Origin of the sequence: Streptomyces caelestis (assembly GCF_001279005.1) — a bacterium.
GTDB classification, from domain to species: domain Bacteria; phylum Actinomycetota; class Actinomycetes; order Streptomycetales; family Streptomycetaceae; genus Streptomyces; species Streptomyces heliomycini.
On the sequence record NZ_LGCN01000200.1, the window covers coordinates 42,011 to 64,247 of the forward strand.

Annotated in this window: 24 protein-coding genes and 1 pseudogene; 16 read left to right on the forward strand and 9 right to left on the reverse strand. The window is 73.5% G+C overall.

Annotation, left to right across the window (positions count from 1 at the left end):
• The first annotated feature begins 209 nt into the window (after positions 1–209).
• Complete coding sequence (locus tag ADK41_RS20945; RefSeq protein ID WP_030833667.1) at positions 210–974, forward strand: HipA family kinase; 765 nt, start codon at positions 210–212, stop codon at positions 972–974.
• Positions 971–1,354, forward strand: coding sequence for a DUF3037 domain-containing protein (locus ADK41_RS20950; protein ID WP_030833665.1), 384 nt, complete (start codon positions 971–973; stop codon positions 1,352–1,354). The genes ADK41_RS20945 and ADK41_RS20950 overlap by 4 nt, the downstream gene beginning before the upstream one ends.
• Positions 1,355–1,432: 78 nt before the next feature.
• Here the strand turns inward: ADK41_RS20950 and ADK41_RS20955 are convergent, their stop codons facing one another.
• On the reverse strand, positions 1,433–1,927 hold the full coding sequence (locus ADK41_RS20955) for an excalibur calcium-binding protein (protein WP_030833663.1): 495 nt from the start codon (positions 1,925–1,927) through the stop codon (positions 1,433–1,435).
• Positions 1,928–2,219: 292 nt separating this feature from the next.
• Here ADK41_RS20955 and fabG point away from each other — a divergent pair, with 292 nt between their 5' ends.
• From fabG to ADK41_RS20980, 5 genes are all read left to right on the forward strand, one after another.
• Positions 2,220–2,981, forward strand: a complete 762-nt coding sequence (fabG, locus tag ADK41_RS20960; protein WP_030833661.1) for a 3-oxoacyl-ACP reductase FabG — start codon at positions 2,220–2,222, stop codon at positions 2,979–2,981.
• Between the two features lie 13 nt (positions 2,982–2,994).
• Complete coding sequence (locus tag ADK41_RS20965; protein WP_030833659.1) at positions 2,995–3,753, forward strand: SDR family oxidoreductase; 759 nt, start codon at positions 2,995–2,997, stop codon at positions 3,751–3,753.
• 268 nt (positions 3,754–4,021) lie between these two features.
• Positions 4,022–5,608: an ABC transporter substrate-binding protein gene (locus tag ADK41_RS20970; RefSeq protein ID WP_030833657.1), complete on the forward strand. Its 1,587-nt coding sequence runs from the start codon at positions 4,022–4,024 to the stop codon at positions 5,606–5,608.
• Between the two features lie 90 nt (positions 5,609–5,698).
• Positions 5,699–6,382: a uracil-DNA glycosylase gene (gene ung / locus ADK41_RS20975; RefSeq protein WP_030833656.1), complete on the forward strand. Its 684-nt coding sequence runs from the start codon at positions 5,699–5,701 to the stop codon at positions 6,380–6,382.
• Positions 6,383–6,521: 139 nt separating this feature from the next.
• Positions 6,522–7,013, forward strand: a complete 492-nt coding sequence (locus ADK41_RS20980) for a hypothetical protein (protein WP_030833654.1) — start codon at positions 6,522–6,524, stop codon at positions 7,011–7,013.
• A 670-nt stretch (positions 7,014–7,683) separates the two neighbouring features.
• Here the strand turns inward: ADK41_RS20980 and ADK41_RS20985 are convergent.
• Positions 7,684–8,196 (reverse strand): DinB family protein, encoded by a 513-nt coding sequence (locus ADK41_RS20985; protein ID WP_030833651.1) that lies wholly within the window; start codon positions 8,194–8,196, stop codon positions 7,684–7,686.
• Between the two features lie 30 nt (positions 8,197–8,226).
• Positions 8,227–8,829, reverse strand: a complete 603-nt coding sequence (locus tag ADK41_RS20990) for a TetR/AcrR family transcriptional regulator (protein WP_030833650.1) — start codon at positions 8,827–8,829, stop codon at positions 8,227–8,229.
• Positions 8,830–8,916: 87 nt separating this feature from the next.
• On the opposite strand from ADK41_RS20990, the gene ADK41_RS20995 reads away from it, so the two are divergent.
• The gene (locus ADK41_RS20995) at positions 8,917–10,098 is read left to right on the forward strand and encodes an FAD-dependent monooxygenase (protein WP_030833648.1); all 1,182 of its coding nucleotides are present in this window, start codon (positions 8,917–8,919) and stop codon (positions 10,096–10,098) included.
• A gap of 13 nt (positions 10,099–10,111) precedes the next feature.
• Positions 10,112–11,017, forward strand: a complete 906-nt coding sequence (locus ADK41_RS21000) for a Gfo/Idh/MocA family protein (protein ID WP_030833645.1) — start codon at positions 10,112–10,114, stop codon at positions 11,015–11,017.
• Here ADK41_RS21000 and lnt read toward each other — a convergent pair.
• Positions 10,941–12,506, reverse strand: a complete 1,566-nt coding sequence (gene lnt, locus ADK41_RS21005) for an apolipoprotein N-acyltransferase (protein WP_030833643.1) — start codon at positions 12,504–12,506, stop codon at positions 10,941–10,943. The genes ADK41_RS21000 and lnt overlap by 77 nt on opposite strands.
• Positions 12,507–12,824: 318 nt before the next feature.
• Between lnt and ADK41_RS21010 the strand changes: the two genes are divergently transcribed.
• The 3 genes from ADK41_RS21010 (at position 12,825) to ADK41_RS21020 (ending at position 14,219) form a co-directional block, all read left to right on the forward strand.
• Entirely contained in the window at positions 12,825–13,109 is a 285-nt protein-coding gene (locus ADK41_RS21010) for a hypothetical protein (RefSeq protein ID WP_030833641.1), read from the forward strand.
• A gap of 123 nt (positions 13,110–13,232) precedes the next feature.
• A complete protein-coding gene (locus ADK41_RS21015; protein WP_030833639.1) occupies positions 13,233–13,442 on the forward strand; it encodes a hypothetical protein in 210 nt (69 codons plus the stop codon).
• A gap of 36 nt (positions 13,443–13,478) precedes the next feature.
• Positions 13,479–14,219, forward strand: a complete 741-nt coding sequence (locus ADK41_RS21020; RefSeq protein ID WP_030833637.1) for an SDR family NAD(P)-dependent oxidoreductase — start codon at positions 13,479–13,481, stop codon at positions 14,217–14,219.
• Between the two features lie 25 nt (positions 14,220–14,244).
• Here ADK41_RS21020 and ADK41_RS21025 read toward each other — a convergent pair whose 3' ends face one another.
• Together ADK41_RS21025 and ADK41_RS21030 are read right to left on the reverse strand one after the other, a co-directional pair.
• Positions 14,245–14,424, reverse strand: a complete 180-nt coding sequence (locus ADK41_RS21025; protein ID WP_030833635.1) for a hypothetical protein — start codon at positions 14,422–14,424, stop codon at positions 14,245–14,247.
• Positions 14,425–14,561: 137 nt separating this feature from the next.
• The gene (locus tag ADK41_RS21030) at positions 14,562–15,437 is read right to left on the reverse strand and encodes an undecaprenyl-diphosphate phosphatase (RefSeq protein ID WP_030833632.1); all 876 of its coding nucleotides are present in this window, start codon (positions 15,435–15,437) and stop codon (positions 14,562–14,564) included.
• A 165-nt stretch (positions 15,438–15,602) separates the two neighbouring features.
• Between ADK41_RS21030 and ADK41_RS39610 the strand changes: the two are divergent.
• A pseudogene (locus tag ADK41_RS39610) lies at positions 15,603–15,788 on the forward strand (steroid 3-ketoacyl-CoA thiolase); the annotation flags it as partial.
• Positions 15,789–15,807: 19 nt separating this feature from the next.
• On the opposite strand, the gene ADK41_RS21035 reads toward ADK41_RS39610, so the two are convergent.
• On the reverse strand, positions 15,808–16,581 hold the full coding sequence (locus tag ADK41_RS21035; RefSeq protein ID WP_030833631.1) for a TVP38/TMEM64 family protein: 774 nt from the start codon (positions 16,579–16,581) through the stop codon (positions 15,808–15,810).
• Positions 16,582–16,630: 49 nt separating this feature from the next.
• Here ADK41_RS21035 and ADK41_RS21040 point away from each other — a divergent pair, with 49 nt between their 5' ends.
• The 3 genes from ADK41_RS21040 (at position 16,631) to ADK41_RS21050 (ending at position 19,746) form a co-directional block, all read left to right on the forward strand.
• Positions 16,631–17,359, forward strand: coding sequence for a DNA alkylation repair protein (locus ADK41_RS21040; RefSeq protein ID WP_030833629.1), 729 nt, complete (start codon positions 16,631–16,633; stop codon positions 17,357–17,359).
• A gap of 299 nt (positions 17,360–17,658) precedes the next feature.
• Complete coding sequence (gene tuf / locus ADK41_RS21045; RefSeq protein WP_030833627.1) at positions 17,659–18,828, forward strand: elongation factor Tu; 1,170 nt, start codon at positions 17,659–17,661, stop codon at positions 18,826–18,828.
• Between the two features lie 72 nt (positions 18,829–18,900).
• Positions 18,901–19,746 carry a spermidine synthase gene (locus ADK41_RS21050; protein WP_030833624.1) on the forward strand — a complete coding sequence of 282 codons (846 nt, stop codon included), beginning with the start codon at positions 18,901–18,903 and terminating at the stop codon, positions 19,744–19,746.
• Positions 19,747–19,801: 55 nt separating this feature from the next.
• On the opposite strand, the gene ADK41_RS21055 is transcribed toward ADK41_RS21050, so the two are convergent.
• A complete protein-coding gene (locus ADK41_RS21055) occupies positions 19,802–21,103 on the reverse strand; it encodes an MFS transporter (RefSeq protein WP_037805060.1) in 1,302 nt (433 codons plus the stop codon).
• 60 nt (positions 21,104–21,163) lie between these two features.
• Complete coding sequence (locus ADK41_RS21060) at positions 21,164–22,174, reverse strand: hypothetical protein (protein ID WP_030833619.1); 1,011 nt, start codon at positions 22,172–22,174, stop codon at positions 21,164–21,166.
• Between the last annotated feature and the right edge of the window lie 63 nt (positions 22,175–22,237).

Here is a 22,237-nt window from a genome sequence, read left to right on the forward strand (position 1 = left end):
ACCCTTCCCGACGCCTCTGCGTCGTTCCTGCCGGAGGCGGGGAGCGAGGGGCGCACGGTGGTCGACGGACTGCCCGGGAAGCGGAGGAAGCGGCGCGTCGGCCGAAACTCCCCTGACTCTCCCCGGAGCCGAGCGTGGCCGGTTCCGCGGAACACGGGGTTCTGGGAGGCCGCGGACGGCAAGATCGGAAGATCGCGTAGCCTGGGGAAATGCTGACCGAGGTCACCGCCACCCGCTACATCGCGCCGCTGCGCGAGGGCGGCTCGCTGCCGGGACTGGTCGAGGCCGACGACCTCGACACCTACGTGCTGAAGTTCACCGGCGCCGGACAGGGCCGCAAGACGCTGGTCGCCGAGGTCGTCTGCGGGGAACTCGCCCGCCGGCTGGGGCTGCGGGTGCCCCGCCTGGTCACCGTCGAGCTCGACCCCGTACTGGGGCTCGGCGAGCCCGAGCAGGAGGTGCAGCAGCTGCTGAAGTCCAGCGGCGGCACCAACCTCGGCATGGAATTCCTCTCCGGAGCCCTCGGCTTCGACCCGCTCGCCTTCGAGGTGAGCCCCGAGGAGGCCGGACGGATCGTCTGGTTCGACGCGCTGGTGAACAACGTCGACCGTTCCTGGCGCAACCCCAACATGCTGCGCCGGCACGGCGAACTGTGGCTCATCGACCACGGCGCGACCATGATCTGGCATCACAACTGGCCCGGCGCGGCAGCCTCCGCCGCCCGCCCCTACGACGCCTCCGACCACGCCCTGAAGTCGTTCGCGCCGGACATCGCGTCCGCCGCGGCCCGGCTCGCGCCGCGGGTCACCGAGGAACTGCTCGCCGAGGTCACCGCGGAGATCCCCGACCTCTGGCTGACCGGCGAGCCCGGGTTCGACACCCCGGACGCGCTCCGGTCGGCCTACGCGCGGCCGCTGATCGCCCGCGCGGCCACCGTCCACCAGCACATCCAGGGCCTTGGGGGGGACCGGTGAGCGACCGGCACGTCTTCGAGTACGCGCTGCTGCGGGTCGTACCGCGCATCGAGCGGGGCGAGTGCGTCAACGCCGGGGTGCTCGTGTACTGCCGCCCCAAGTCGTTCGTCGTGGCCCGCACCCATCTCGACGAGGCACGACTGCTGGCCCTCGACCCGAAGGCCGACCTGCCCGGCGTACGGGCCGCGCTGCGCGCCGTCGAAGGCGTCTGCGCGGGCGGCGACGCGGCCGGGCAGGCGGCGCGGGACGACGCCGGGCGGCGCTTCCGCTGGCTGATCGCTCCCCGGTCCACCATCGTCCAGCCCGGCCCCGTGCACACCGGGCTCACCGCCGATCCGGCGGCGGAGGCGGAACGACTGCTCGACCTGCTCGTGCGCTGACGGCCGGCGGCTGACGGGGCAGGGGCGGCCGGGACGGTCCGTGGGCGCGACCGGCCGCCCGCAGCCGCCCGCGGCCCGTCAGGCCCGGCGGCGTCTCACCAGGTGACCGGCCGCGGCCACGGCGCCCGCCGCGAACGTCGCGCCGATGCCCAGGTCCCAGCCGCTGGGCCCGGACCCCGACGAGCCGCCCAGCCCGCCCCGCACGCCGCGCGTCGGCGCGACGGAGGCGGGGGCCGCGGGCGCGGGCCGTGTCGTCGGCGCGGAGGTGGGAGCCACGGCCCGGGTGGGCGGAGCGGCCGGCGGCCGGACCGGCGCCGGGGCGGAGGGGGCCGGACGGAAGGCGGACGAGGCGAGACCGCGCCGGGGCAGCGCCTCGCAGGCCACTCCGTCGTCCGGGCCCGGATCCTCGTCGAGCCGGTGCGGATCGCTCCGGTCCGTGTCGAAGAAGGCCTGCGCGTCCTCCTGGTAGGTGAAGTCGCCGCAGTCCAGGTCCTGGGCGTGAGCGGGGTCGGCCAGCGGCACGATCGCGGCGAGCGCGATCAGCGTGCCCACGGCACCGGTGCGACGGCGCACGGAGGGCCTCCTTTCCGGTCGTGGACGGCTCGCGTTTCGACGCTAGGGGCCGCCCGGCGCGAGGGCGCGCAGCACTGATCCGATCGGGTGCTCCATGCGTATGCCGGGCGCGAGACGGCCACGACGGGCGGAAGAGGGCCCCGGCACGGGGAATGGATCACACACGTGCGATGTGCCGTTGACACCGGGTGCCAGGGCTTCTAGCGTCACGTCTGCTGAAGGTACTAAGCGGTCGCTCATCGATTCCGGTCCGGCCGCAGGAGCCGCATCCCAAGCGCGAGGAGAAGCAGCAATGTCCACCACTGAGCAGCGGGTCGCGGTCGTCACCGGCGCCGCGCGCGGCATCGGCGCCGCCACCGCCGTACGACTGGCCGCCGAGGGCCGCGCGGTCGCCGTGCTCGACCTCGACGAGGCCGCCTGCAAGGACACCGTCGAGAAGATCACCGCCGCCGGCGGCAAGGCGATCGCGGTCGGCTGCGACGTCTCCGACGAGGCGCAGGTCGAAGCGGCCGTCGCGCGGATCGCCGAGGAGCTGGGCGCGCCCACGATCCTCGTCAACAACGCGGGCGTGCTGCGCGACAACCTGCTGTTCAAGATGAGCGTCTCCGACTGGGACACCGTCATGAACGTGCATCTGCGCGGCGCCTTCCTGATGTCCAAGGCCTGCCAGAAGCACATGGTGGACGCGGGCTTCGGCCGCATCGTCAACCTGTCCTCCTCCTCCGCGCTCGGCAACCGGGGCCAGGTCAACTACTCGGCGGCCAAGGCAGGCCTCCAGGGCTTCACCAAGACCCTCGCCAAGGAGCTCGGCAAGTTCGGCGTGACCGCCAACGCCGTCGCCCCCGGCTTCATCGCCACCGAGATGACCAAGGCCACCGCCGACCGCGTCGGCATGGGCTTCGACGACTTCAAGGCCGCCGCCGCCACCCAGATCCCGGTCGCCCGCGTCGGCGAGCCCGAGGACATCGCCAACGCGATCGCCTTCTTCACCGGTGAGGCGGCCGGCTTCGTCTCCGGCCAGGTGCTGTACGTCGCCGGTGGACCGCTCGACTAGGAAGACCGGGAACATGACTGCTGTGGAACTCTCGGGCAAGGTCGCCCTGATCACCGGCGCCAGCCGCGGCATCGGCTACGGCGTCGCCGAGGCCCTCGTCGCGCGCGGCGACCGGGTCTGCATCACCGGCCGGGGCGAGGACGCCCTCAAGGAGGCCGTCGAGAAGCTCGGTCCCGACCGGGCCGTGTACGTCGCCGGCAAGGCGCATGACGAGGCCCACCAGGCCCTCGCCGTCGAGCGCGCCATGGAGGCCTTCGGCCGTGTCGACTACCTGGTCAACAACGCCGGCACCAACCCGGTGTTCGGGCCGATCGCCGACCTCGACCTGAACGTGGCGCGCAAGGTGTTCGAGACCAACGTGATCTCGGCGCTGGGCTTCGCGCAGAAGACCTGGCACGCCTGGCAGAAGGACAACGGCGGCGCGATCGTCAACATCGCCTCCGTCGCGGGCCTCGCGCCCTCGCCGTTCATCGCCGCCTACGGCGTCAGCAAGGCCGCGCTGATCAACCTGACCCAGCAGCTGGCGCACGAGTTCGCGCCCCGGGTACGGGTCAACGCCATTGCCCCGGCCGTGGTGAAGACCAAGTTCGCGCAGGCGCTGTACGAGGGCCGGGAGGCGGAGGCCGCCGCCGGCTACCCGCTGGGCCGGCTCGGCGTGCCCTCCGACATCGGCGGTGCCGCCGCGTTCCTCACCTCGGACCAGTCGGACTGGGTCACCGGCCAGACCCTGGTCGTCGACGGCGGCATCTTCCTGAACGCCGGCGTCGGCTGAACCGCGGTGCGACAGATGCGCCGCGAGAGGTGGTCCGGGGTGCCGCGCGGGTGACGTGATCGTCCGCGCGGGGCCTTGGTTCCGACGATCCGACACGGGTGTCCGTCGACGAGAACGGCGCCCGTGTCGGCGTATCGGGGCGGCGACGGTGCGTGACAACGTAGTCATCGGGAAGCCGATCCCAAGGGCCGCTCAGAGGGGGGTCAACGGGGCGAACACTGCGGTATGGTCTGCCGACTCTTGGGACGGCGGATCGAGGAGCGTGCGCGTGTTCAACCGGAACCGATGCCTGCGGCGGGTGGCGGCCATCGCGTCCATATCGTCCTTGGTGACCGGATGCGGCGTCCTGTCGTCCGACACCTCGGACGACGAGGGACCCATCGTCGTGGGAACCACCAGCTCGCCCAGCACGCTGGATCCCGCCGCCTCCTGGGACAGCTCATGGGAGCTGTTCCGCAACATCTACCAGACCCTGCTGAGCTACCCGGTCGGCGCGTCCACCCCGCAGCCGGACGCCGCCAAGAGCTGCGCGTTCTCCGACGGTTCCCACCAGGTGTTCCGCTGCGAGCTGCGCGAGGGGATGACGTTCTCCGACGGCAGCACCCTCGACGCCGGGGCCGTCAAGCACTCCATCGACCGGATCCGGCGGATCAACGTCAACGGCGGTCCGGCCGGTCTGCTGGGCAGCCTCGAACGGGTGCAGGCGCCCAGCGAGCGCGAGGTCGTCTTCTACCTCAACAAGCCGGACGCCACCTTCCCGTTCGTGCTCGCCACCCCGGCGATGTCCATCGTCGCCCCCGACGCCTACCCGGCCGACGCCCTGCGCGAGGACGACGGCGTCGTCGGCTCGGGCCCCTACACCCTCCGGTCGTACGAGGAGGGCGAGGAGGCCGAACTCGCCCGCAACGGCCGTTACAAGGGCTTCGCCGAACGCCGGAACGACGCGGTGACCCTCCGCTACTTCCAGGACTCCGGCACCATGGTCAAGGCGCTGCGGGACGGCCGGATCGACCTGACCTACCGCGGTCTGGCGGCGGGCGACATCATCGGCCTCCAGGGCAAGACCTCCCAGGAGGAGGAGCTCCAGCTGATCGACGGCGCCGGGACGGACATCAACTACCTGGTGTTCAACCCGAAGGACCCGTGGGCCGGCAAGAAGGAGGTGCGCCAGGCCGTCGCCCAGGTCGTCGACCGCGCGGCGATCGCGCACAAGGTCTACAAGGACACCGTCGACCCGCTGTACTCCATGGTCCCCAAGGGCCTGACCGGGCACACCACCGGCTTCTTCGACGACTACGGCGAGCCCAGCGTGTCCAAGGCCCGGCGGATCCTCACCGGGGCCGGGATCACCGAGCCGGTCCCGCTGACCCTCTGGTACACCACGGACCGCTACGGCTCCGAGACCGCGCTGGAGTTCAAGGAGCTCGAGCGGCAGCTGGAGGCGTCGAAGCTGTTCGACATCACGCTCAAGAGCCGCCCCTGGAAGACGTACGTCGAGGGCTACCAGAAGGGCGAGTACCCGGTGTTCGGGCGCGGCTGGTCCCCCGACTTCCCGGACGCGGACAACTTCATCGCCCCGTTCGTCGGCGAGCAGAACGCGCTCGGCACACCCTACGAGGCATCCAGGATCACGACCGAGCTGCTGCCCGGCTCCCGCCGGGAGAGCGATCGCGGCAACGTGGTGAAGCAGTTCGAGGAGGCCCAGCGGATCCTCGTCGACGACGCGCGGCTGCTGCCGCTGTGGCAGGGCCGGCAGCACGTGGCGGCGAGCCGGGACATCTCGGGCGTGGAGCGGGCGCTGGACCCGTCCACCATCATGATGGTCTGGGAACTCTCCCGGAAGACCAGCTGGTAGAGCCGGACACGGCCATCCGCCGGGCCGGTTGTCAGTGGCCGCCTGTAGGTTCTGTGCCCTGGAAGCGACCGCACACGTAAGGACATCGACGTGACCGACATCGCCATGCTGCCCACATCCTGGCGCGGGGTTCTGGGCGACGAACTGCAGCAGCCCTACTTCAAGGAGCTGACCGAGTTCGTCGAGGAGGAGCGGGCGAACGGTCCGGTCTACCCGCCCCGCGAGGAGGTCTTCGCGGCGCTGGACGCCACGCCGTACGACAAGGTGAAGGTCCTGATCCTCGGCCAGGACCCCTACCACGGCGAGGGCCAGGGCCACGGCCTGTGCTTCTCCGTCCGCCCGGGCGTGAGGATCCCCCCGTCCCTGCGCAACATCTACAAGGAGATGCACGCCGAGCTGGGCACGCCCATTCCGGACAACGGCTATCTGATGCCGTGGGCCGAACAGGGCGTGCTGCTGCTCAACGCGGTGCTCACGGTCCGCGCCGGTGAGGCCAACTCCCACAAGGGCCGTGGCTGGGAGCGCTTCACCGACGCGGTGATCCGCGCGGTGGCGGACCGCCCCGACCCGGCGGTCTTCGTGCTGTGGGGCAACTACGCGCAGAAGAAGCTGCCGCTGATCGACGAGAGCCGGCACACGGTGGTCAAGGGAGCGCACCCCTCGCCGCTGTCCGCGAAGAAGTTCTTCGGGTCCAGGCCGTTCACGCAGATCAACGAGGCGGTGGCCGCGCAGGGCCACGAGCCGATCGACTGGACCGTCCCGAACCTGGGGTGACACCGTCTCGCCGGGTGCGGACCGTTCCGCCGGCCCCGCACCCGGCCCGCTCGATGTGCTGCGGAGCGGCTTGTCCGGTATCGCCCCGGCCGGCGATTAGCGTCGGGGATGACAGCCGGCGAGCGGTGCGGAGGACGTGGTGGCGGAGCGACAGGAACGGTCGGCGCCGGACGCCGTGCTCACGCGGATCGGCCAGGTCGTGATGTTGCACCACGCGGGGGACCGCGAGGAGGCCCGGCACCGGCTGCTCGGCCTGTGGACGGAGATCGGCGAGCACGGGGACCCGCTGCACCGCTGCACCCTGGCCCACTACCTCGCCGACACACAGGACGATCCCGAGGACGAACTGGCCTGGGACCTGCGGGCGCTGACGGCGGCCGAGGAGGCGGCGGACGGCCGTGCCGGCGCGCACGGGGGATCCCCCGCCGTGCGCGCGCTCTACCCGTCCCTGCAGCTGAACCTGGCCGCCGACTACGCCCGCCTCGGCCGCCCCGACGCCGCCCGCACCCACCTCCACCGGGCCCGGGGCGCGGCCCGCACCCTGGCCGACGACCGTTACGGCGAGGGCGTACGGGCCGCCATCCGGCGGCTGGAGATCCGGCTGAACGAGGATCAGGCGCCCGGGGGCTGAGGGCCGCCGGGACCCCGTTCCCAGGAGACCGGCGTCCGTACCGCTCCGGCCGGTTCAGCCCCCGTACGTCTCCCCGCAGATGGTCGCCTCCGGGCTGCCCGGGCGCCAGCCGCCGTACTGCCTTCCCAGCGCGCACACGTCCGGTCCGCCGGGGGCGCCACGGCGCATCGACTCCGCGATGTCGGGGAGGTCCGCCGCGGGCTGCCGCGGCCGGCCGTTCCCGCCGTGCCCGGGGCGAGGCGGTTGGACCTGCCCGCTGCGGTCGGCGGGCGGTGTCCTCCGCTCCGGAGCGGCCCGGGGAGCGGCACGGGGAGCGGCACGGTGCGACGGGGGCGCGGGCGTCCTCGGGGGCCGGGACGGGCCGATCATCTCCAGGGCCTCGCGTGCCGGTGCCTGGACGACCTCCCTCTCGTCCCCTGCGACCGGATGGGGATCCGACCCCCGGGACGGTGCCGTCGCCGGTCCGGGCGCGAGGGGACGGTGGACCGTCACACAGCCCGAGAGGGCCGAGACGGCCACGGTCACCAGAAGCGTTGCTGCGGTCGTCGTTCGATGCACCCGTGCCACTCTGCTGGCTCCGGCCGTCCGGAGGGGGCCGGACGGGCAGAGCATGCCCCGCACGAGTGATCTCCCGCCCCGTACGGAGGCGTCGGTGGCGCCGTGGGTGACGTCATTCGCCGGTGGCGCCGTCGATCCGCTCGCGGATCAGATCGGCGTGGCCGTTGTGACGCGCGTACTCCTCGATCATGTGGGTGTAGATCCAGCGCAGGCTGTACGGATCCGCGCCGAACCGTTGGCGGCCCCGGGACGGGTCGTCGAGGGCGAAACCGGCCGCGTTGCTCCGCGCGGCGGCGATCTCGGCCTGCCAGGCGCCGTACGCCTCCTTCCAGGTGTCCGCCTCGGTGGGGTGGAACTCGCCGTCCGGGTCGGCCTCGCCGTAGTAGAGGGGGCCGGCGTCCTCGTCCGCGAGCACCCTGCGGAACCAGCTGCGCTCCACCTCCGACATGTGCCGCACCAGGCCCATCAGGGACAGGTCCGAGGGCGGCACCGACGCGGTGCGCAACTGCTCGTCGGTCAGACCTTCGCACTTCTGGGCGAGGGTGTCGCGGTGGTAGTCGAGCCACCCCTCCAGCATGGTGCGTTCGTCGGCGTCGTTGGCGGGTTCGGTGCGCTCGGTCGTCATGCCGCCATCCTGGCCCGGAATCGATCCACTTCACCAGGGTTTTCCGGTCCCGAGCATTCCGGCCAGCAGTTCCTCCAGGTCCGAGCGGACCTCGGCGAGGTCCGGCACGCGCGCGCTGAACGAGCCGGCCACGCAGGAGAACATCAGGCCGTCCGCCCAGGCGATCAGCGACAGCGAGTGACGTTCGGGATCCGTGGAACCGAGTCCGGTGACGAGGGCTGTCAGCCGATCGCGGAACCGGGCGCCGGCCGCGTCGAAGTACGTCCGCAGCTCGGGACGGCGGGTGGCCTCCAGGGCCAGTTCGTAGCGGGCGAGGGTCAGCTCCCGGTTGCCGGTCAGCGCGCGGTGGGCGGTCAGCGCGAGGGCGTCCACCAGGGAGCCGGCGCCGGCCCGCGGATCGGGCATCTCGTGCAGCGCGAGCACCCGTGCCTCCCGCTCGGCGAGCCGTCGTACCGCCAGTTCCAGCAGGGCCTGCCGGGTGCGCGCCAGGTTCGAGGTGGACCCCTGGGGGAGCCCGGCCGCCTCGTCGACCGCCCGGTGGGTGAGGCCGCGCATCCCGCGCTCGGCGAGCAGGGAGAGGGCGGCGTCGGCGACGAGATCGGCACGGGCGGCGCCCGGGGTGCGTACGGACATGGAGGTCAAACTACCCGCCGCACTACGGCTGTAGTACGTTGGACCCCGGGTTGTACTACAGGTGTAGTTCGATCAGGAGGAGGAGTCATGGCACGTCTCGAGCGGGCGATCGTGATCGGCGGCGGGATCGGCGGCCTGACCGCGGCCGTCGCCCTGCACCGGCGGGGTGCGCGGGTGACGGTGCTGGAACGGGCCGGGTCCCTGCGACCGGCCGGCGCGGCCATCTCCCTGTCACCCAACGCGCTCCGCGCGCTGGACGTCATCGGGCTCGGCGACGACGTCCGCGCCCTGTCGGCCTGGCAGGGCGACGGCGGGCTGCGCGCGCCCGGCGGCCGGTGGCTGTCCCGCACCGACGCCGCCGAGGCGGCCGAGCGCTTCGGCGGACCGCTCGTCCTGCTCCACCGCGCCACCCTCATCGGCCACCTGGCCGCGCGGCTCCCGTCCGGCGCCGTCCGCACGGGCGCCGCGGCCCGCCTCCTCGACCCGGGCGCCCCGGGGCGGCCCGCCCGGGTCGGCACCCCCGCCGGTGAACTGGAAGCCGATCTGGTGGTGGCCGCCGACGGCATCCACTCCGCCGTACGCCGCGAACTCTTCCCCGGTCACCCCGGGCCGGTGTACTCCGGCTTCACCACCTGGCGGCTGGTGATCCCCCTGCCCGGCGTGGAGTTCGCCTCGCACGAGACCTGGGGCCGGGGCCGCATCTGGGGCACGCACCCGCTCAAGGACGGCCGTGTCTACGCCTACGCCGCAGCCGTCGCGTCCTCGGGGGAGCACGCCCCGGACGACGAGCGGGCCGAACTGCTGCGGCTCTACGGCGACTGGCACACCCCCGTCCCCGAGGTGCTGGCCGCCGCCCGCCCCGAGGACGTACTCCGCCACGACGTCCACCACATCGCCGAACCGCTGCCCGCGTTCCACCACGGCCGGGTGGCGCTGGTCGGCGACGCCGCGCACGCCATGCCGCCCACCCTCGGCCAGGGCGGCAACCAGGCGATCGAGGACGCGATCACCCTCGCCCACCACGCCGGCGACCTGCCCGCCTACACCGCGGCCCGGCTGCCCCGCACCACCGCGATCGCCCGCCGGGCGGTGCGGGTGGCCCGCGTCAACATGGGGACCGGACGCGTCGGCACCGCCGTACGCGACAACGCGCTCGCCGCGCTGTCGAAGGCCGCTCCCGCGTTGTTCCTGCGCGGCTTCGAAGGGATCGCCGACTGGCGCCCGCCGCAGCAGCCGTATGCTTCCCGGACCACGGCGGGCAAGGGCTAGAGGAGCACACACGGTGAAGGTCGGCTGCATCGGACTCGGTGACATCGCGCGGAAGGCCTACCTCCCGGTGCTCGCCCACCGGCCCGGTGTGGAACTGCACCTGCAGACCCGTACCCCCGCGACGCTCGACCGGGTCGCCGACGGCCTCCACCTGCCGCCCGGGCAGCGCCACGCGGACCTCGGCTCCCTGATCGCCCAGGACCTCGACGCGGCCTTCGTGCACGCGCCGACCGAGGTCCACCCGGAGATCGTCGCCCGCCTCCTGGAGGCGGGCGTACCGACGTACGTCGACAAGCCGCTCGCCTACGAACTCGCCGGCTCCGAGCGGCTGGTGGAGCTCGCCGAGGAGCGCGGCACGAGCCTCGCCGTCGGCTTCAACCGGCGCTTCGCCCCCGGCTACGTCCAGTGCGCGGACCACCCGCGCGAGCTGATCCTCATGCAGAAGAACCGCGTCGGACTGCCCGAGGAACCCCGCACGATGATCCTCGACGACTTCATCCACGTCGTCGACACCCTGCGCTTCCTGGCGCCCGGCCCGGTCGACGACGTGACCGTGCGCGCCCGCACGGAGAACGGACTGCTGCACCACGTGGTGCTCCAGCTCTCCGGGGACGGTTTCACCGCGCTCGGCGTGATGAACCGGCTCAGCGGCTCGGCCGAGGAGGTCCTCGAGGTCTCCGGTCAGGACACCAAGCGTCAGGTGGTCAACCTCGCCGAGGTGATCGACCACAAGGGGCAGCCCACCGTGCGCCGGCGCGGCGACTGGGTGCCGGTGTCGCGGCAGCGCGGCATCGAGCAGGCGGCGCTCGCCTTCCTGGACGCCGTCCGCGCGGGCGAGGTGCTCAGCGCCCGGGACGCGCTGGCGACCCATGAGCTGTGCGAGCGGGTGGTGCGAGCGGTTCACGAGCGCCCCGCCTGACCCGCAGCACCTCGACGACGCCCCAGACGGCGAGGACCACGGGGGCCCCGTACAGCGGCCAGTCGCCGAAGCGGACGTAGAACGTGGTGCCGTGGGCCGGCGGCACCTCGTACACCTGCGCGGCGGCGGTGTCCGTGCCGAGCCGCGGGCCGACGGGCTCCCCGTCCGGTCCGTACACGGCGGAGACGCCCGTCAGGGTCGCGTGCACCATCGGGCGGCCGGTCTCGGCGGCGCGCAGCGCGCCGAGCGAGGCGTGCTGCGCGGGGGCCCAGCTCCGCTGGAACGTCGACGTGGAGGACTGGGCGAGCAGCACGTCGGCGCCGTCCTCGGCGAGGTGCCGGCTCATGTCGGGGAACGCGGACTCGAAGCACACCATCGGGCCGATCCGCAGCCCGTTCCCCGTGTCCATCACCACCTGCCCGGAGCCCCGCCGGCGGTCCTCGCCGGCCGCCTCGCCGACGGAGGTCGCCCAGCCCAGCAGGGAACGGGCCGGGACGTACTCGCCGAAGGGGACCAGCCGCATCTTGTCGTACCGGTCGCCGGTCGGACCGTCCGGGCCGATCAGCACCGAGCTCTTGTAGATGCCGGGCTTGTCCGACCGCCGGGCGTCCACGTTGACCAGGATCCCGGCGCCCGTCTCGCGGGACAGCGCGGCGAGCCGCCGTGCGAGGTCGGGCCGGTCCCCGAGGTCGAAGCCGACGCTGCTCTCGCCCCAGACGATCAGGCCGACGTCCTGCCCGGCGAGCTCACGCGTGAGCTGTTCCTCGCGGTCGAAACGCCGGTCCGCGCTGTCGGTCCCGGCGACGACACCCGGCTGCACCAGCGCGATCCGGACCCGGTCGCCGGTGTCGGGCCGGGGTGCGTACACCCAGGCGGCGGAGGTGACGGCGGCCATGGCGACGAGCCCGGCCAGGGCGGACACCCGGGCCCGCCGGACCGCGACCAGCACGGCCACGGCGACGTTGAGGGCCACCACCAGGAAGCTGAGCAGCCATGTGCCCCCGACCGAGGCCAGCCGCAGCGCGGCCTCCACCTGCCACTGGCTCGCACCCAGCACGCCCCAGGGGCCACCGAGCCCCTGCCAGGAGCGGACGAGTTCGATCGTCAGCCACCCCGACGGCACCACGGCGAGCGCGGCCGCGACCCGACCGCGCGACGGCGCCCCGCCGAGCAGCCGCCGCACCAGCCACCCCCACGGCGCCCACAGCGCGCCCAGCAGGGCGGCGACGACGAACGTGAACACGTGCAGGTTCGGCAGCAGCCAGTGGTGCATGGCCAGCATGAAGCCGAACCCACCGCACCAGCCGTCACAGGCCGCCCGTCTCCCCGTGGGGGCGGTACGGACCAGCAGCATCCACGGGACCAGGGCGACGTAGGCGAACCACCACAGGGACGGGGCCGGGAAGGCCAGGACGGGCAGGGCGCCCACGACCGCGGCGACGGTCGAGCGCCGCCAGGGGGAGGCGAGCCAGTGGCCGAGCGTCTTCATAGGCGCCTCCCTACCCCGTGGTGCCTCCAGTGTGCGTCCCCTCGGTGATCCGGGACGGCGCGCCGGGTTCAGTCGACCACAGGGCGCCGCTCACGGCACGTGCGCGGCCGAGGGGCGTGCGCGGAGGTCCACCGGCTTGCGACGCCCGCCGCGGTACCGCGCCACGGCCTCTCCCGCGCCGCGGGCCGTCGGCCGCCGTTCGGATCACCGGAGGTGGCCCTTCAGGTGATTGCCGGACGCCTCGTGAGCCGGACGGCCGGCGCGGGGGTACGACGTCCCGGCAGAGGACGAACCCGGAACGCCGTGAGGAGCTTGGGGATGTACGCAGCAGTCCGGCGGTACGAAGGAGTGACCGATGCGGCCGAGGCGGCACGCCTGGTGAACGAGGGGTTCGTGCCGCTCATGCGCCAGGTCGCCGGCTTCGTGGCCTACTACTGGATCGACGCCGGCGACGGGGTGATGGTCTCGGCCAGCGTCTTCCAGGACCGGGCCGGCGCCGAAGAATCGATCCTGAGGGCCACGGGCTTCGTGCGGGACAACCTCGCGTCACTGCTTCCCAGCCCTCCCGAGGTCATGGCCGGCGAGGTGGTGGCCTCCGCGTGACGCCGTTCGGACCGGCCGCACGGGGCGGTCCCCGCAGGGCCGCACCGGCCTGCCGTGCCCACATGACCGGTCTTCCCGGCGAGGCGCCGTCGGCTGCGAAGGGGGCGGCGAACGCGGCTTGACATGGATCGAGCCGTCCTTCCCGCGGACGGTGCGCCGCCGCGGACGGGGCACGCGGGCGAGCGCATCGCGGGCATCGAGGACGTGACGCCGCTCGCCGCCGGGAGCCACGTCCTGGTGCGGGACGGAGAACCCGGCCGTGCCGCCGGGCTGCTGCCGGAGGAGCGCCCCACCCCCCTCGACGACGACGTGCTCGCGCGTCTGCGAGCCTGAGGACCTTCGTCCCGCGCTCTTCGCCCGGAGGTACTCATGAAGCGTCTCGTCACGGTGGTCACCGGTGGCAGCCGGGGGATCGGCGCCGCGATCTGTCTGCGGCTCGCGGCGGAGGGGCACGACGTGGCGGTGAACTACGTCCGGGACTCCGCGGCCGCCGGGGACGTGGCGGAGAGGGTGCGGGCGGCCGGGGCGCGGGCCGTGACCGTGCGCGCGGACACGGCCGTCGAGGCGGACGTCGAGCGGCTCTTCGAAGTGGCGGAGCGGGAGCTCGGGCCGGTGACGGGGCTGGTGAACAACGCGGCGGTCACCGGGCCGCTGGGACGGTTCACCGAGGTCGGCACGGACGTCCTGCGGCGGGTCGTCGACGTCAACCTCATGGGGACGCTGCTGTGTGCGCGGCGGGCCGCGCAGCTCATGACGGTCCGGGGCGAGGGCGTGATCGTGAACATCTCGTCGGGCGCCGCCACGCTGGGCAGTCCGAACGAGTACGTGCACTACGCGGCCACCAAGGCCGCCGTCGACACCCTGACCCTGGGCCTGGCGAAGGAGCTGGGTCCGGACGGCATCCGGGTCAACGCGATCGCCCCGGGTCTGATCGACACGGAGATGCACGCCGCGATGGGGGCCCCGGACCGGGTCCGGGACATGGCCGGAGGCATTCCGCTGCGGCGGGCCGGGCGGGCCGAGGAGATCGCGGCGGCCGTGGCGTGGCTGATGTCGCCGGACGCCTCGTACGCCACGGGGGCGGTGCTGAGGGTGGCGGGCGGGCGCTGAGCCGTACCGCGGGGGCGGCGGAGGATCAGGCGGCCGTGACGACCCGGCCGCGGATCGCCGCCGCCCACTCGACCACCAGCAGCTCGTACTGCTCGCGTTCCTGGGCGGACAGGGACCCGCCCGCGCGCAGCCACAGCGCGCGGATCTGCTCGTTGACCTCGGCGGCGGACCGCACGGAACCAGGGGTCACTAAATCGGGGGACATGCGGGCAAGCCTAGGGCCAGGGACTGACAGCGCGCTACCGGACGGCTACGCGCACCGTATGTCTTCGGTCACGTGCCCGAGTCACGTTCCCGCCACCGGGGCGTGTTCCCGCCCTGGCGGCGGCGTTCCCCTCGGGGCTAGCCCGCCGACTCCGCCGCGTGCGGGCTGAGGGCGCCCGTGGCGACCAGCGCGAGGATGACGACGCCGAGCGCGACGCGGTACCAGACGAACGGCATGAAGCTCTTGGTCGAGATGAACTTCATGAACCAGGCGATCACCGCGTACCCGGTCACGAAGGCGATCACCGTCGCGAAGAGCGTCGGGCCCCAGGAGACGTGCCCGCCCTCCGCCGCGTCCTTCAGTTCGAACGCTCCGGAGGCCAGCACCGCGGGGATGGCGAGGAGGAAGGAGTAGCGGGCCGCCGCCTCGCGCCGGTAGCCCATGAACAGACCGCCGCTGATGGTGGCGCCGGAGCGGGAGACGCCCGGGATGAGGGCCATGGCCTGGCAGACGCCGTAGATCAGACCGTCCTTGACGCTCAGATCCTTGAGTTCCTTGCGCTGCTTGGCGACGCGGTGCCGGCCGCCGCTCTCGCTCCGCGCCGCGAGACGGTCCGCGACACCGAGCACGACGCCCATGCCGATCAGCATCACCGCGGTGAGCCGCAGATCGCGGAACGGACCCTCGATCTGGTCCTTGAGCGTCACCCCGAGCACACCGATCGGGATCGAGCCGACGATGACGAGCCAGCCCATGCGCGCGTCCTGGTCACGGCGCATCTCCTTGTTCGTCAGCGAGCGGGTCCAGGCCGACAGGATCCGGCCGATGTCCTTGCGGAAGTAGATCAGGACCGCGGTCTCCGTGCCGATCTGGGTGATCGCGGTGAAGGCCGCGCCCGGGTCCTCCCAGCCGGAGAAGGCCGCGGTCAGCCGCAGGTGCGCGCTGGAGGAGACGGGCAGGAACTCGGTCAGCCCCTGGACGAGTCCGAGGATGAGTGATTCGAACCAAGACATGAGGCAGCGGAATCCAAGTGCCGATCGTGGGACGGGCGACGGGGCGCACCGCACCGCCGGAGGGGCGGTGATCGATGATCGGGTGCGCCGAGGGGGAAGCGTAGCGCCCCAAGATGACAGCCCCGACACAGGGGCTTCACGGCCGCCGCCACCGGCGGAGGGGGGGGCGCCGACCCGGCCGGGGACAACGTGCACGGCGGCGCCGCAGCCCTCGGCCACCCGCTCGGCGCCGACGGCACCCGGCCGGCGACGACCCTGGTCCACGCGATGCGCGGACGCGGCGCCCGCTACGCCCTGCAGACCATGTGCGAGGCCGGCGGGTCCGCCGACGCGATGGTGCTCGAACGCGTCCGACGCGCCGTCGCCCGGCTCACCGCCCGCGCAACCGGTGCCGCTTGCGCCACGCCACCGCCGCACCCGCCAGACCCGGTACGGCGATGCAGGCCAGCGCGATCAGGAAGGCCGGGGACGTCGGTGCCGACGCGCGGGCGCCGGCCACCACGTAGGCGGCGGTGTTCGGGAGCGACCCGAGCGCCGTCGCCAGCAGGAAGGGCGGCAGGCCCATACGGGAGACGGCGGCGCAGTAGTTCGACGCGGCGAACGGAATGCCCGGGAACAGCCGGGCCGCCAGCATCGAGCGGAAGCCGTGCCGGCTCAGCTGGTCGTCCGCGGCCTTCAGCCAGCGTCCGCGCAGCAGCGGACGGAGCGCCTCCTGGCCGAGCGCCCGCCCCAGGCAGAAGGCCAGTCCGGCGCCCAGCACCGTGCCGCCCAGCGCGCCGACCAGGCCCAACTGGGAGCCGAACAGCGCGCCCGCGGCGAGGTTCAGCAGCGGACGCGGCACGAACGCCACCGTGCACACCCCGTAGGCCACCGCGTACGCCACGACCGCCGCGGCCCCGCCGAGCCGGTCCGGCCAGCCGTCGGTCAGCAGCCGCTGCGGCTCGAAGGCCAGCATCAGCGACACGGCGGTGAGGAGCAGGGCGACCAGCAGGGACAGCCGTGACCACGGCGACAGCAGGAATCTGCCGCAGCGGGCGGCGAATCCCGTGGCGGTGGCCGGCGGGAGCGGCACCGAGAGGTCCGTGGCGGTGGCCCGGGGAGAGGCCGCGGCGGTGCCCCCAGAGCGGGTGGTGGCATCGAGCATCCGGTGACACTAACCGACATATGCGTGTGATCGCCGTAGTGTTCGTCTCATGCGCGTCACAGAGGACGGCACGGCGACACCGCGTGTGCCGGTCAGTCCGCTCGCCGACACGGTGCTGGAGCGGCTCACCGCCGCCTACGCGCCCGCGGCCGATCCGGAGCGGGCCGCGGCCATGCGGGCGTACATGAAGGACGTCGCCCCCTTCCTCGGCCTGGCCACCCCGGTCCGCCGCGCCCTGTCGCGCCCCGTCCTGGCGGGCCTGCCCCGTCCCGACGAGGCCGACTGCGCGGCCGTCGCCCTGCGCTGCTGGGAGCTGCCCGAGCGCGAGTACCACTACTTCGCCGTGGACTACCTGCGCCGCCACGTGCGCCACTGCTCCTCCGGCTTCCTGCCCGTGACCCGGCGCCTCGTCACCACGGTCCCCTGGTGGGACACCGTCGACCTCCTCGCCGCCCACGTCGTCGGGGCGCTGGTCGCGGCCGACCGGAGCCTCACCGCCGAGATGGACGAGTGGATCGGCGACGGCGACCTGTGGCTCGCCCGCACCGCCCTGCTCCACCAGCTGCGCTTCAAGGAACGCACCGACGCCGCGCGCCTCTTCGACCACTGCCTGCGCCTGTCCGGCCACCCGGACTTCTTCGTCCGCAAGGCCATCGGCTGGTGCCTGCGCGAGTACGCCAGGACCGACCCCGGCGCCGTACGGGATCTCCTGTCCCGCGAACAGGGACGGTTCGCGCCGTTGTCGGTGCGGGAGGCGCTGAGGAACATCGGCGCCTGACGGCCCGGCCCGGCGCGGAAAACCATTCGACGCGGGGCGGACCGTCGGCGATGATCGACCCCATGTTCCGGTACGCCTTCCCCCTCGCAGCATCCGCGGTCGCGGATGCCCCGAAGGCTGCCGTTCCCGTTTTCCTCGCCGCAGTCGACGGCGCCCGAAGCTGACCCTCCCCGGATCGACCGGCGGACCCCCCAGGGGGAGGGTCGGCCGGGTTCCCGGGGTCCCCGTCCCGGCCGCGTGCCGATCCGCCGCGCCCGGGGCCATCACGCGTCACCATCGAGAGGCTTCGAGGTACCGCCATGTCCAAGACGGCGTACGTCCGCACCAAACCGCATCTGAACATCGGCACGATGGGCCATGTCGACCACGGCAAGACCACCCTGACCGCCGCCATCACCAAGGTCCTGGCCGAGCGCGGCTCCGGCGGTTTCGTCCCGTTCGACCGCATCGACCGGGCCCCGGAGGAGGCCGCCCGCGGCATCACGATCAACATCGCGCACGTCGAGTACGAGACCGACACCCGGCACTACGCGCACGTCGACATGCCCGGCCACGCCGACTACGTCAAGAACATGATCACCGGTGCCGCGCAGCTCGACGGGGCGATCCTCGTCGTCTCCGCGCTCGACGGGATCATGCCGCAGACCGCCGAGCACGTGCTGCTCGCCCGCCAGGTGGGGGTCGACCACATCGTGGTCGCGCTCAACAAGGCGGACGCGGGGGACCGGGAGCTGACCGACCTCGTCGAGCTGGAGGTCCGCGACCTGCTCTCCGCGCACGGCTACGGCGGCGAGTCCGCGCCCGTCGTACGGGTCTCCGGCCTGAGGGCGCTGGAGGGCGACCCGCGCTGGACGGCGTCGATCGACGCGCTGCTCGACGCGGTGGACACCTATGTGCCCATGCCCGAGCGGTACCTGGACGCGCCGTTCCTGCTGCCGGTGGAGAACGTGCTCACCATCACCGGCCGGGGCACCGTCGTGACCGGCGCGGTGGAGCGGGGCACGGTCCGCGTCGGCGACCGGGTCGAGGTGCTCGGCGCGGAGGCGCAGACCGTGGTGACCGGCCTGGAGACCTTCGGCAAGCCGATGGAGGAGGCGCAGGCCGGCGACAACGTGGCGCTGCTGCTGCGCGGGGTGCCGCGCGACGCGGTGCGACGCGGGCACGTGGTGGCCGCGCCGGGCAGCGTGGCGCCGAGCCGGCGCTTCACCGCGCGGGTGTACGTGCTGTCGGCCCGCGAGGGCGGCCGTACGACACCGGTGTCGACCGGGTACCGGCCGCAGTTCTACATCCGCACGGCGGACGTCGTGGGCGACGTCGACCTCGGTGAGGCGGCGGTGGCGCGGCCCGGGGACACGGTCACCATGATCGTGGAACTGGGGCGCGAGGTGCCGCTGGAGGCCGGGCTCGGGTTCGCCGTCCGCGAGGGCGGACGCACGGTCGGCGCCGGCACGGTGACGGAGGTCGGCTGAGCGGCGGCCGGCCGCCCGTTCCCGCACGGGGGCGGGCGGCCGGCCGCAGGGGCGAGGGCACACAATGGGACGGTGAGCGAGCCCATCCCCGTGACCCGCGTCGTCGATCACGGCACCGCCAAGCTGATGCCCGACGTGGACCGGGAGCGGGCCTGGCTGCTGACCGTCGACGGGGCGCCGCAGTCGTACGTCGACCTGGACGAGCCGGCGCACCTGGAGTTCGAGTACGTGCGGCGGCTCGGGCACGTCCTCGACACGGTGGCGGAGCCGGGGCGTCCCCTGGACGTCCTGCACCTCGGCGGCGGGGCGCTCACCCTGCCCCGCTACCTGGCCGCCACCCGCCCCGGCTCCCGGCAGCACGTCGTGGAGTTCGACCGGGGGCTGCTGGAGCTGGTCGCCGAGCACCTGCCCCTCCCCGCCGACGCCGATGTCAGCCTGCACGCGGCGGACGCCCGCGCCTGGCTGGAGGCGGCTCCCGACGACAGCGCGGACGTCCTGGTCGCCGACGTCTTCGGCGGTTCGCGGGTCCCGGCGCACCTGACCTCCGTCGCCTACGCGCAGGAGGCCGCACGCGTCCTGCGGCCCGGCGGGGTCTACCTCGCCAACCTCGCGGACGCGGCCCCGTTCGCCTTCCTCCGCTCCCAGATCGCCACCCTGGGGACGCGGTTCGAGGAGCTGGCGCTCATCGCCGAGCCGGGAGTGCTGCGCGGCCGCCGCTTCGGCAACGCGGTCGTGGCCGCCGCCCGGCAGCCCCTGGACGTCGCCGCCCTGTCCCGGGCCACCGCCGCCGACGCATTCCCCGCGAGGGTCGAGCACGGCGCGGCCCTGCGGGACTTCGCGCGCGGTGCGCGCCCGGTGCGCGACGAGGACGCCGTGCCGTCGCCCGAGCCCCCCGCGGGGGCGTTCGGCATCGGCTGACGCGCCGTCCGGACCGGCGCCGCGGACGCGGCGGTCCGCCGACGCGGACCGCGATTCAGTCCCGCGGCGATGTCCCGGGTTCCCCGGCGGGGCTCCCGGCACCGGCCGGTGCGGCGGACGCGCCGGTGACCCGGCGGGTCCGCCGGCGCAGGTTCCGTACGTCCGGGACGCACAGCACCGCCGCCGTGACGACCACGACCATCGCCGCGCACCCCCACAGCGCCTGCGGACGGCCGAACGCCGTCTCCGCCGGGCCCGCCAGGGCCATCGCCGCGGGCACCAGCGCGACCGAGCCGAACCAGTCGTACGCCGAGACCCGGGACAGCTTCTCCTCCGGTATCTCCTGGTGCAGCGCGGTCATCCAGGAGACGCCGAACACCTCCAGCGACACTCCGGTCACGAACATCACCGCGCACAGCACGGCGACCGGCGCCGGCACGGCGAGCGCGGCGGACGGCAGGGCCAGCGGGAACACGCACAGGGTGCCGACGAACAGCAGCCGGCGCGGCTGCCAGCGGGTCATCAGCAGCGCGCCCACCACCGTGCCCCCGCCGAAGAACGCCAGCGCCACGCCCCACGGACCGGCGCCGCCCAGATGGTCCCGGGCGACCAGCGGCCCGTAGACCGCGTCGGCCGCGCCGACGACCGCGTTGGCGACGGAGAACTGGACGACGACGCCCCACAGCCAGGGCCGGCCGATGAACTCCCGCCAGCCCTCCTTCAGATCGGCGAGCATGCCGCCGCCGGGGACGCGCGGCGGTATGTGCTTCACATCGAGGAACGCCCGCAGCGCCGCCGCGACCGCGAAGGCCGCCGCGTCCGCCGCCAGCACCCAGCCGGGCCCGATCGCGGCGACCATGGCCCCGCCCAGTGCGGCCCCGCCGAGCGTCGCTCCGTGCATCGCCATCCGGAACACCGCGAACGCCCGGCCGGCCTGCTCGCCCTCGACCGAGGACAGCAGCATGCCCTCGGCGGCCGGGTTGAAGAACGCCTGACCGGTGCCGCCGAGCGCGCTGAGCAGCATCATCTGCCACAGCTGCGCCTCGCCCGCCAGGACCAGCGCCGCGAACGCGGCCTGCGAGACACAGTTCAGGGCGTTGGCCGCGACCATCACCCGGTGCCGCGGCAGCCGGTCCGCGACGGCGCCGCCGATCAGCAGGAACAGCACCAGCGGCAGGGTGCGGGCGGCGGCCACCAGACCCACGTCGCCGCCGTCGCCGCCCGTGCCCAGCACGGCGAACGCGGCGGCGATCAGCGCGCCGTGACTGCCCAGGTTGGTCACCACGGCGGCGGCGGTCAGCAGGGAGTAGTTGCGGCCTGCCCAGGCGGGGCGGCGGCGGGAGACGGTGGTCGGCACCCCGTGACTATCGCCGGGCCGGGGCCGACTTGCCAAATGGGCCGTCTCCCTCCCGACCTGCTACGACCCCGTCGGCGGGTCCTCCGTCAGGCGCACCGTGCTGAGGATCTTCTGCACGGTCGCCTCCGGGATCTCGTCCTTGACGCCCCTGGCGCCGTACAGGTTCCAGGTGACGAAGTCGCCGGCGCCGTTCTTGAAGGCGAACGTGATCGCCTTGCCGTCGCTGTCGCACTTGCCGTTCTGCGGCGTGTTCTCCGAGCGCGCCGTGGCCACGCTGCCCTTGAGGCCGGACGCGGTGGTGTACGCCTGCGGCTTCTCGTACTTGAGGCTCTTCTTGTCGGGCTGCGTGTATCCGCCGTAGATCCACCACGGCACCCGGGTCTCGGCCGCCATGTCCGTGTCCTTGGCGCCGTTCTCACCGCGGGTGCCGGCGGTGGCGAGGGCGGTGTCCTCCTCGCGGCCGTCCTTGTTCTCGTCGCTCGTGCACCACTTGGACTTCAGGTACGCGGGGGCGGTGACGCTGGTGCGGCCCAGTTCACCGTCCTCCTCCTCCCACTCGAAGCCCACGCTGGTGTCGGGCGTCTCGATCTCCCAGTCGGCCGGGACGTCGAACTTGGTGCCGAAACGGGTGTTGACGACGACCTGCCAGCCCGGGACGGTCGCCTTCTCCCCCTCGCCGCCGCGCGGGTTGTCGTCCGAGGCGGAGACGCTCGGTTCCGCGGAGGCGTCCTCGGACGCGGTCGCGGTCGGCTTGGCGTCCTTCCCGCCGCCGGCCTCGTCGTCCTTGTCGCCGCCGAGCACCAGGAACCCGGTGACACCGGCGGCCACGACGACGGCCGTCGCCGCCACGATCGCCACCAGCTTCGTCCTGTTCCCGCCGCCCCCGCCCTGCGGCGGCTGAAGCCCGCCCGCCACGGTCGGCGCCCCCCATCCCGGCTGCTGCTGGTACGGGTTCGGCTGCTGATAGCCGGGCTGCTGGTAAGGATTCGGCTGTTGGTATCCCGGCTGCTGGTACGGGTTGTCCGACTGCGGGTTCTGCTCGCCCCCGGGCGGCTGCTGTCCTGGCCACATGGGCAGCAACCCTAGCCGCGCCAGGGACACGATGGGGTCACCGTCCTTCGACGGTGGCGTAGC

Excerpts from the sequence above, each read along its gene's own strand:
- ADK41_RS20985 (WP_030833651.1), bottom strand. The coding sequence starts at position 8,196 with ATGACGACCGAGCGCACCGAACCCGCCAACGACGCCGACGAACGCACC.
- ADK41_RS20995 (WP_030833648.1), top strand. The coding sequence starts at position 8,917 with ATGGCACGTCTCGAGCGGGCGATCGTGATCGGCGGCGGGATCGGCGGC.
- ADK41_RS20965 (WP_030833659.1), top strand. The coding sequence starts at position 2,995 with ATGACTGCTGTGGAACTCTCGGGCAAGGTCGCCCTGATCACCGGCGCC.
- ADK41_RS20945 (WP_030833667.1), top strand. The coding sequence starts at position 210 with ATGCTGACCGAGGTCACCGCCACCCGCTACATCGCGCCGCTGCGCGAG.
- ADK41_RS21010 (WP_030833641.1), top strand. The coding sequence starts at position 12,825 with ATGTACGCAGCAGTCCGGCGGTACGAAGGAGTGACCGATGCGGCCGAG.
- ADK41_RS20990 (WP_030833650.1), bottom strand. The coding sequence starts at position 8,829 with ATGTCCGTACGCACCCCGGGCGCCGCCCGTGCCGATCTCGTCGCCGAC.
- ADK41_RS21020 (WP_030833637.1), top strand. The coding sequence starts at position 13,479 with ATGAAGCGTCTCGTCACGGTGGTCACCGGTGGCAGCCGGGGGATCGGC.
- tuf (WP_030833627.1), top strand. The coding sequence starts at position 17,659 with ATGTCCAAGACGGCGTACGTCCGCACCAAACCGCATCTGAACATCGGC.
- ADK41_RS21060 (WP_030833619.1), bottom strand. The coding sequence starts at position 22,174 with ATGTGGCCAGGACAGCAGCCGCCCGGGGGCGAGCAGAACCCGCAGTCG.
- fabG (WP_030833661.1), top strand. The coding sequence starts at position 2,220 with ATGTCCACCACTGAGCAGCGGGTCGCGGTCGTCACCGGCGCCGCGCGC.
- ADK41_RS21040 (WP_030833629.1), top strand. The coding sequence starts at position 16,631 with ATGCGCGTCACAGAGGACGGCACGGCGACACCGCGTGTGCCGGTCAGT.
- lnt (WP_030833643.1), bottom strand. The coding sequence starts at position 12,506 with ATGAAGACGCTCGGCCACTGGCTCGCCTCCCCCTGGCGGCGCTCGACC.
- ADK41_RS21035 (WP_030833631.1), bottom strand. The coding sequence starts at position 16,581 with ATGCTCGATGCCACCACCCGCTCTGGGGGCACCGCCGCGGCCTCTCCC.
- ADK41_RS21025 (WP_030833635.1), bottom strand. The coding sequence starts at position 14,424 with ATGTCCCCCGATTTAGTGACCCCTGGTTCCGTGCGGTCCGCCGCCGAG.
- ADK41_RS21030 (WP_030833632.1), bottom strand. The coding sequence starts at position 15,437 with ATGTCTTGGTTCGAATCACTCATCCTCGGACTCGTCCAGGGGCTGACC.
- ADK41_RS21015 (WP_030833639.1), top strand. The coding sequence starts at position 13,233 with ATGGATCGAGCCGTCCTTCCCGCGGACGGTGCGCCGCCGCGGACGGGG.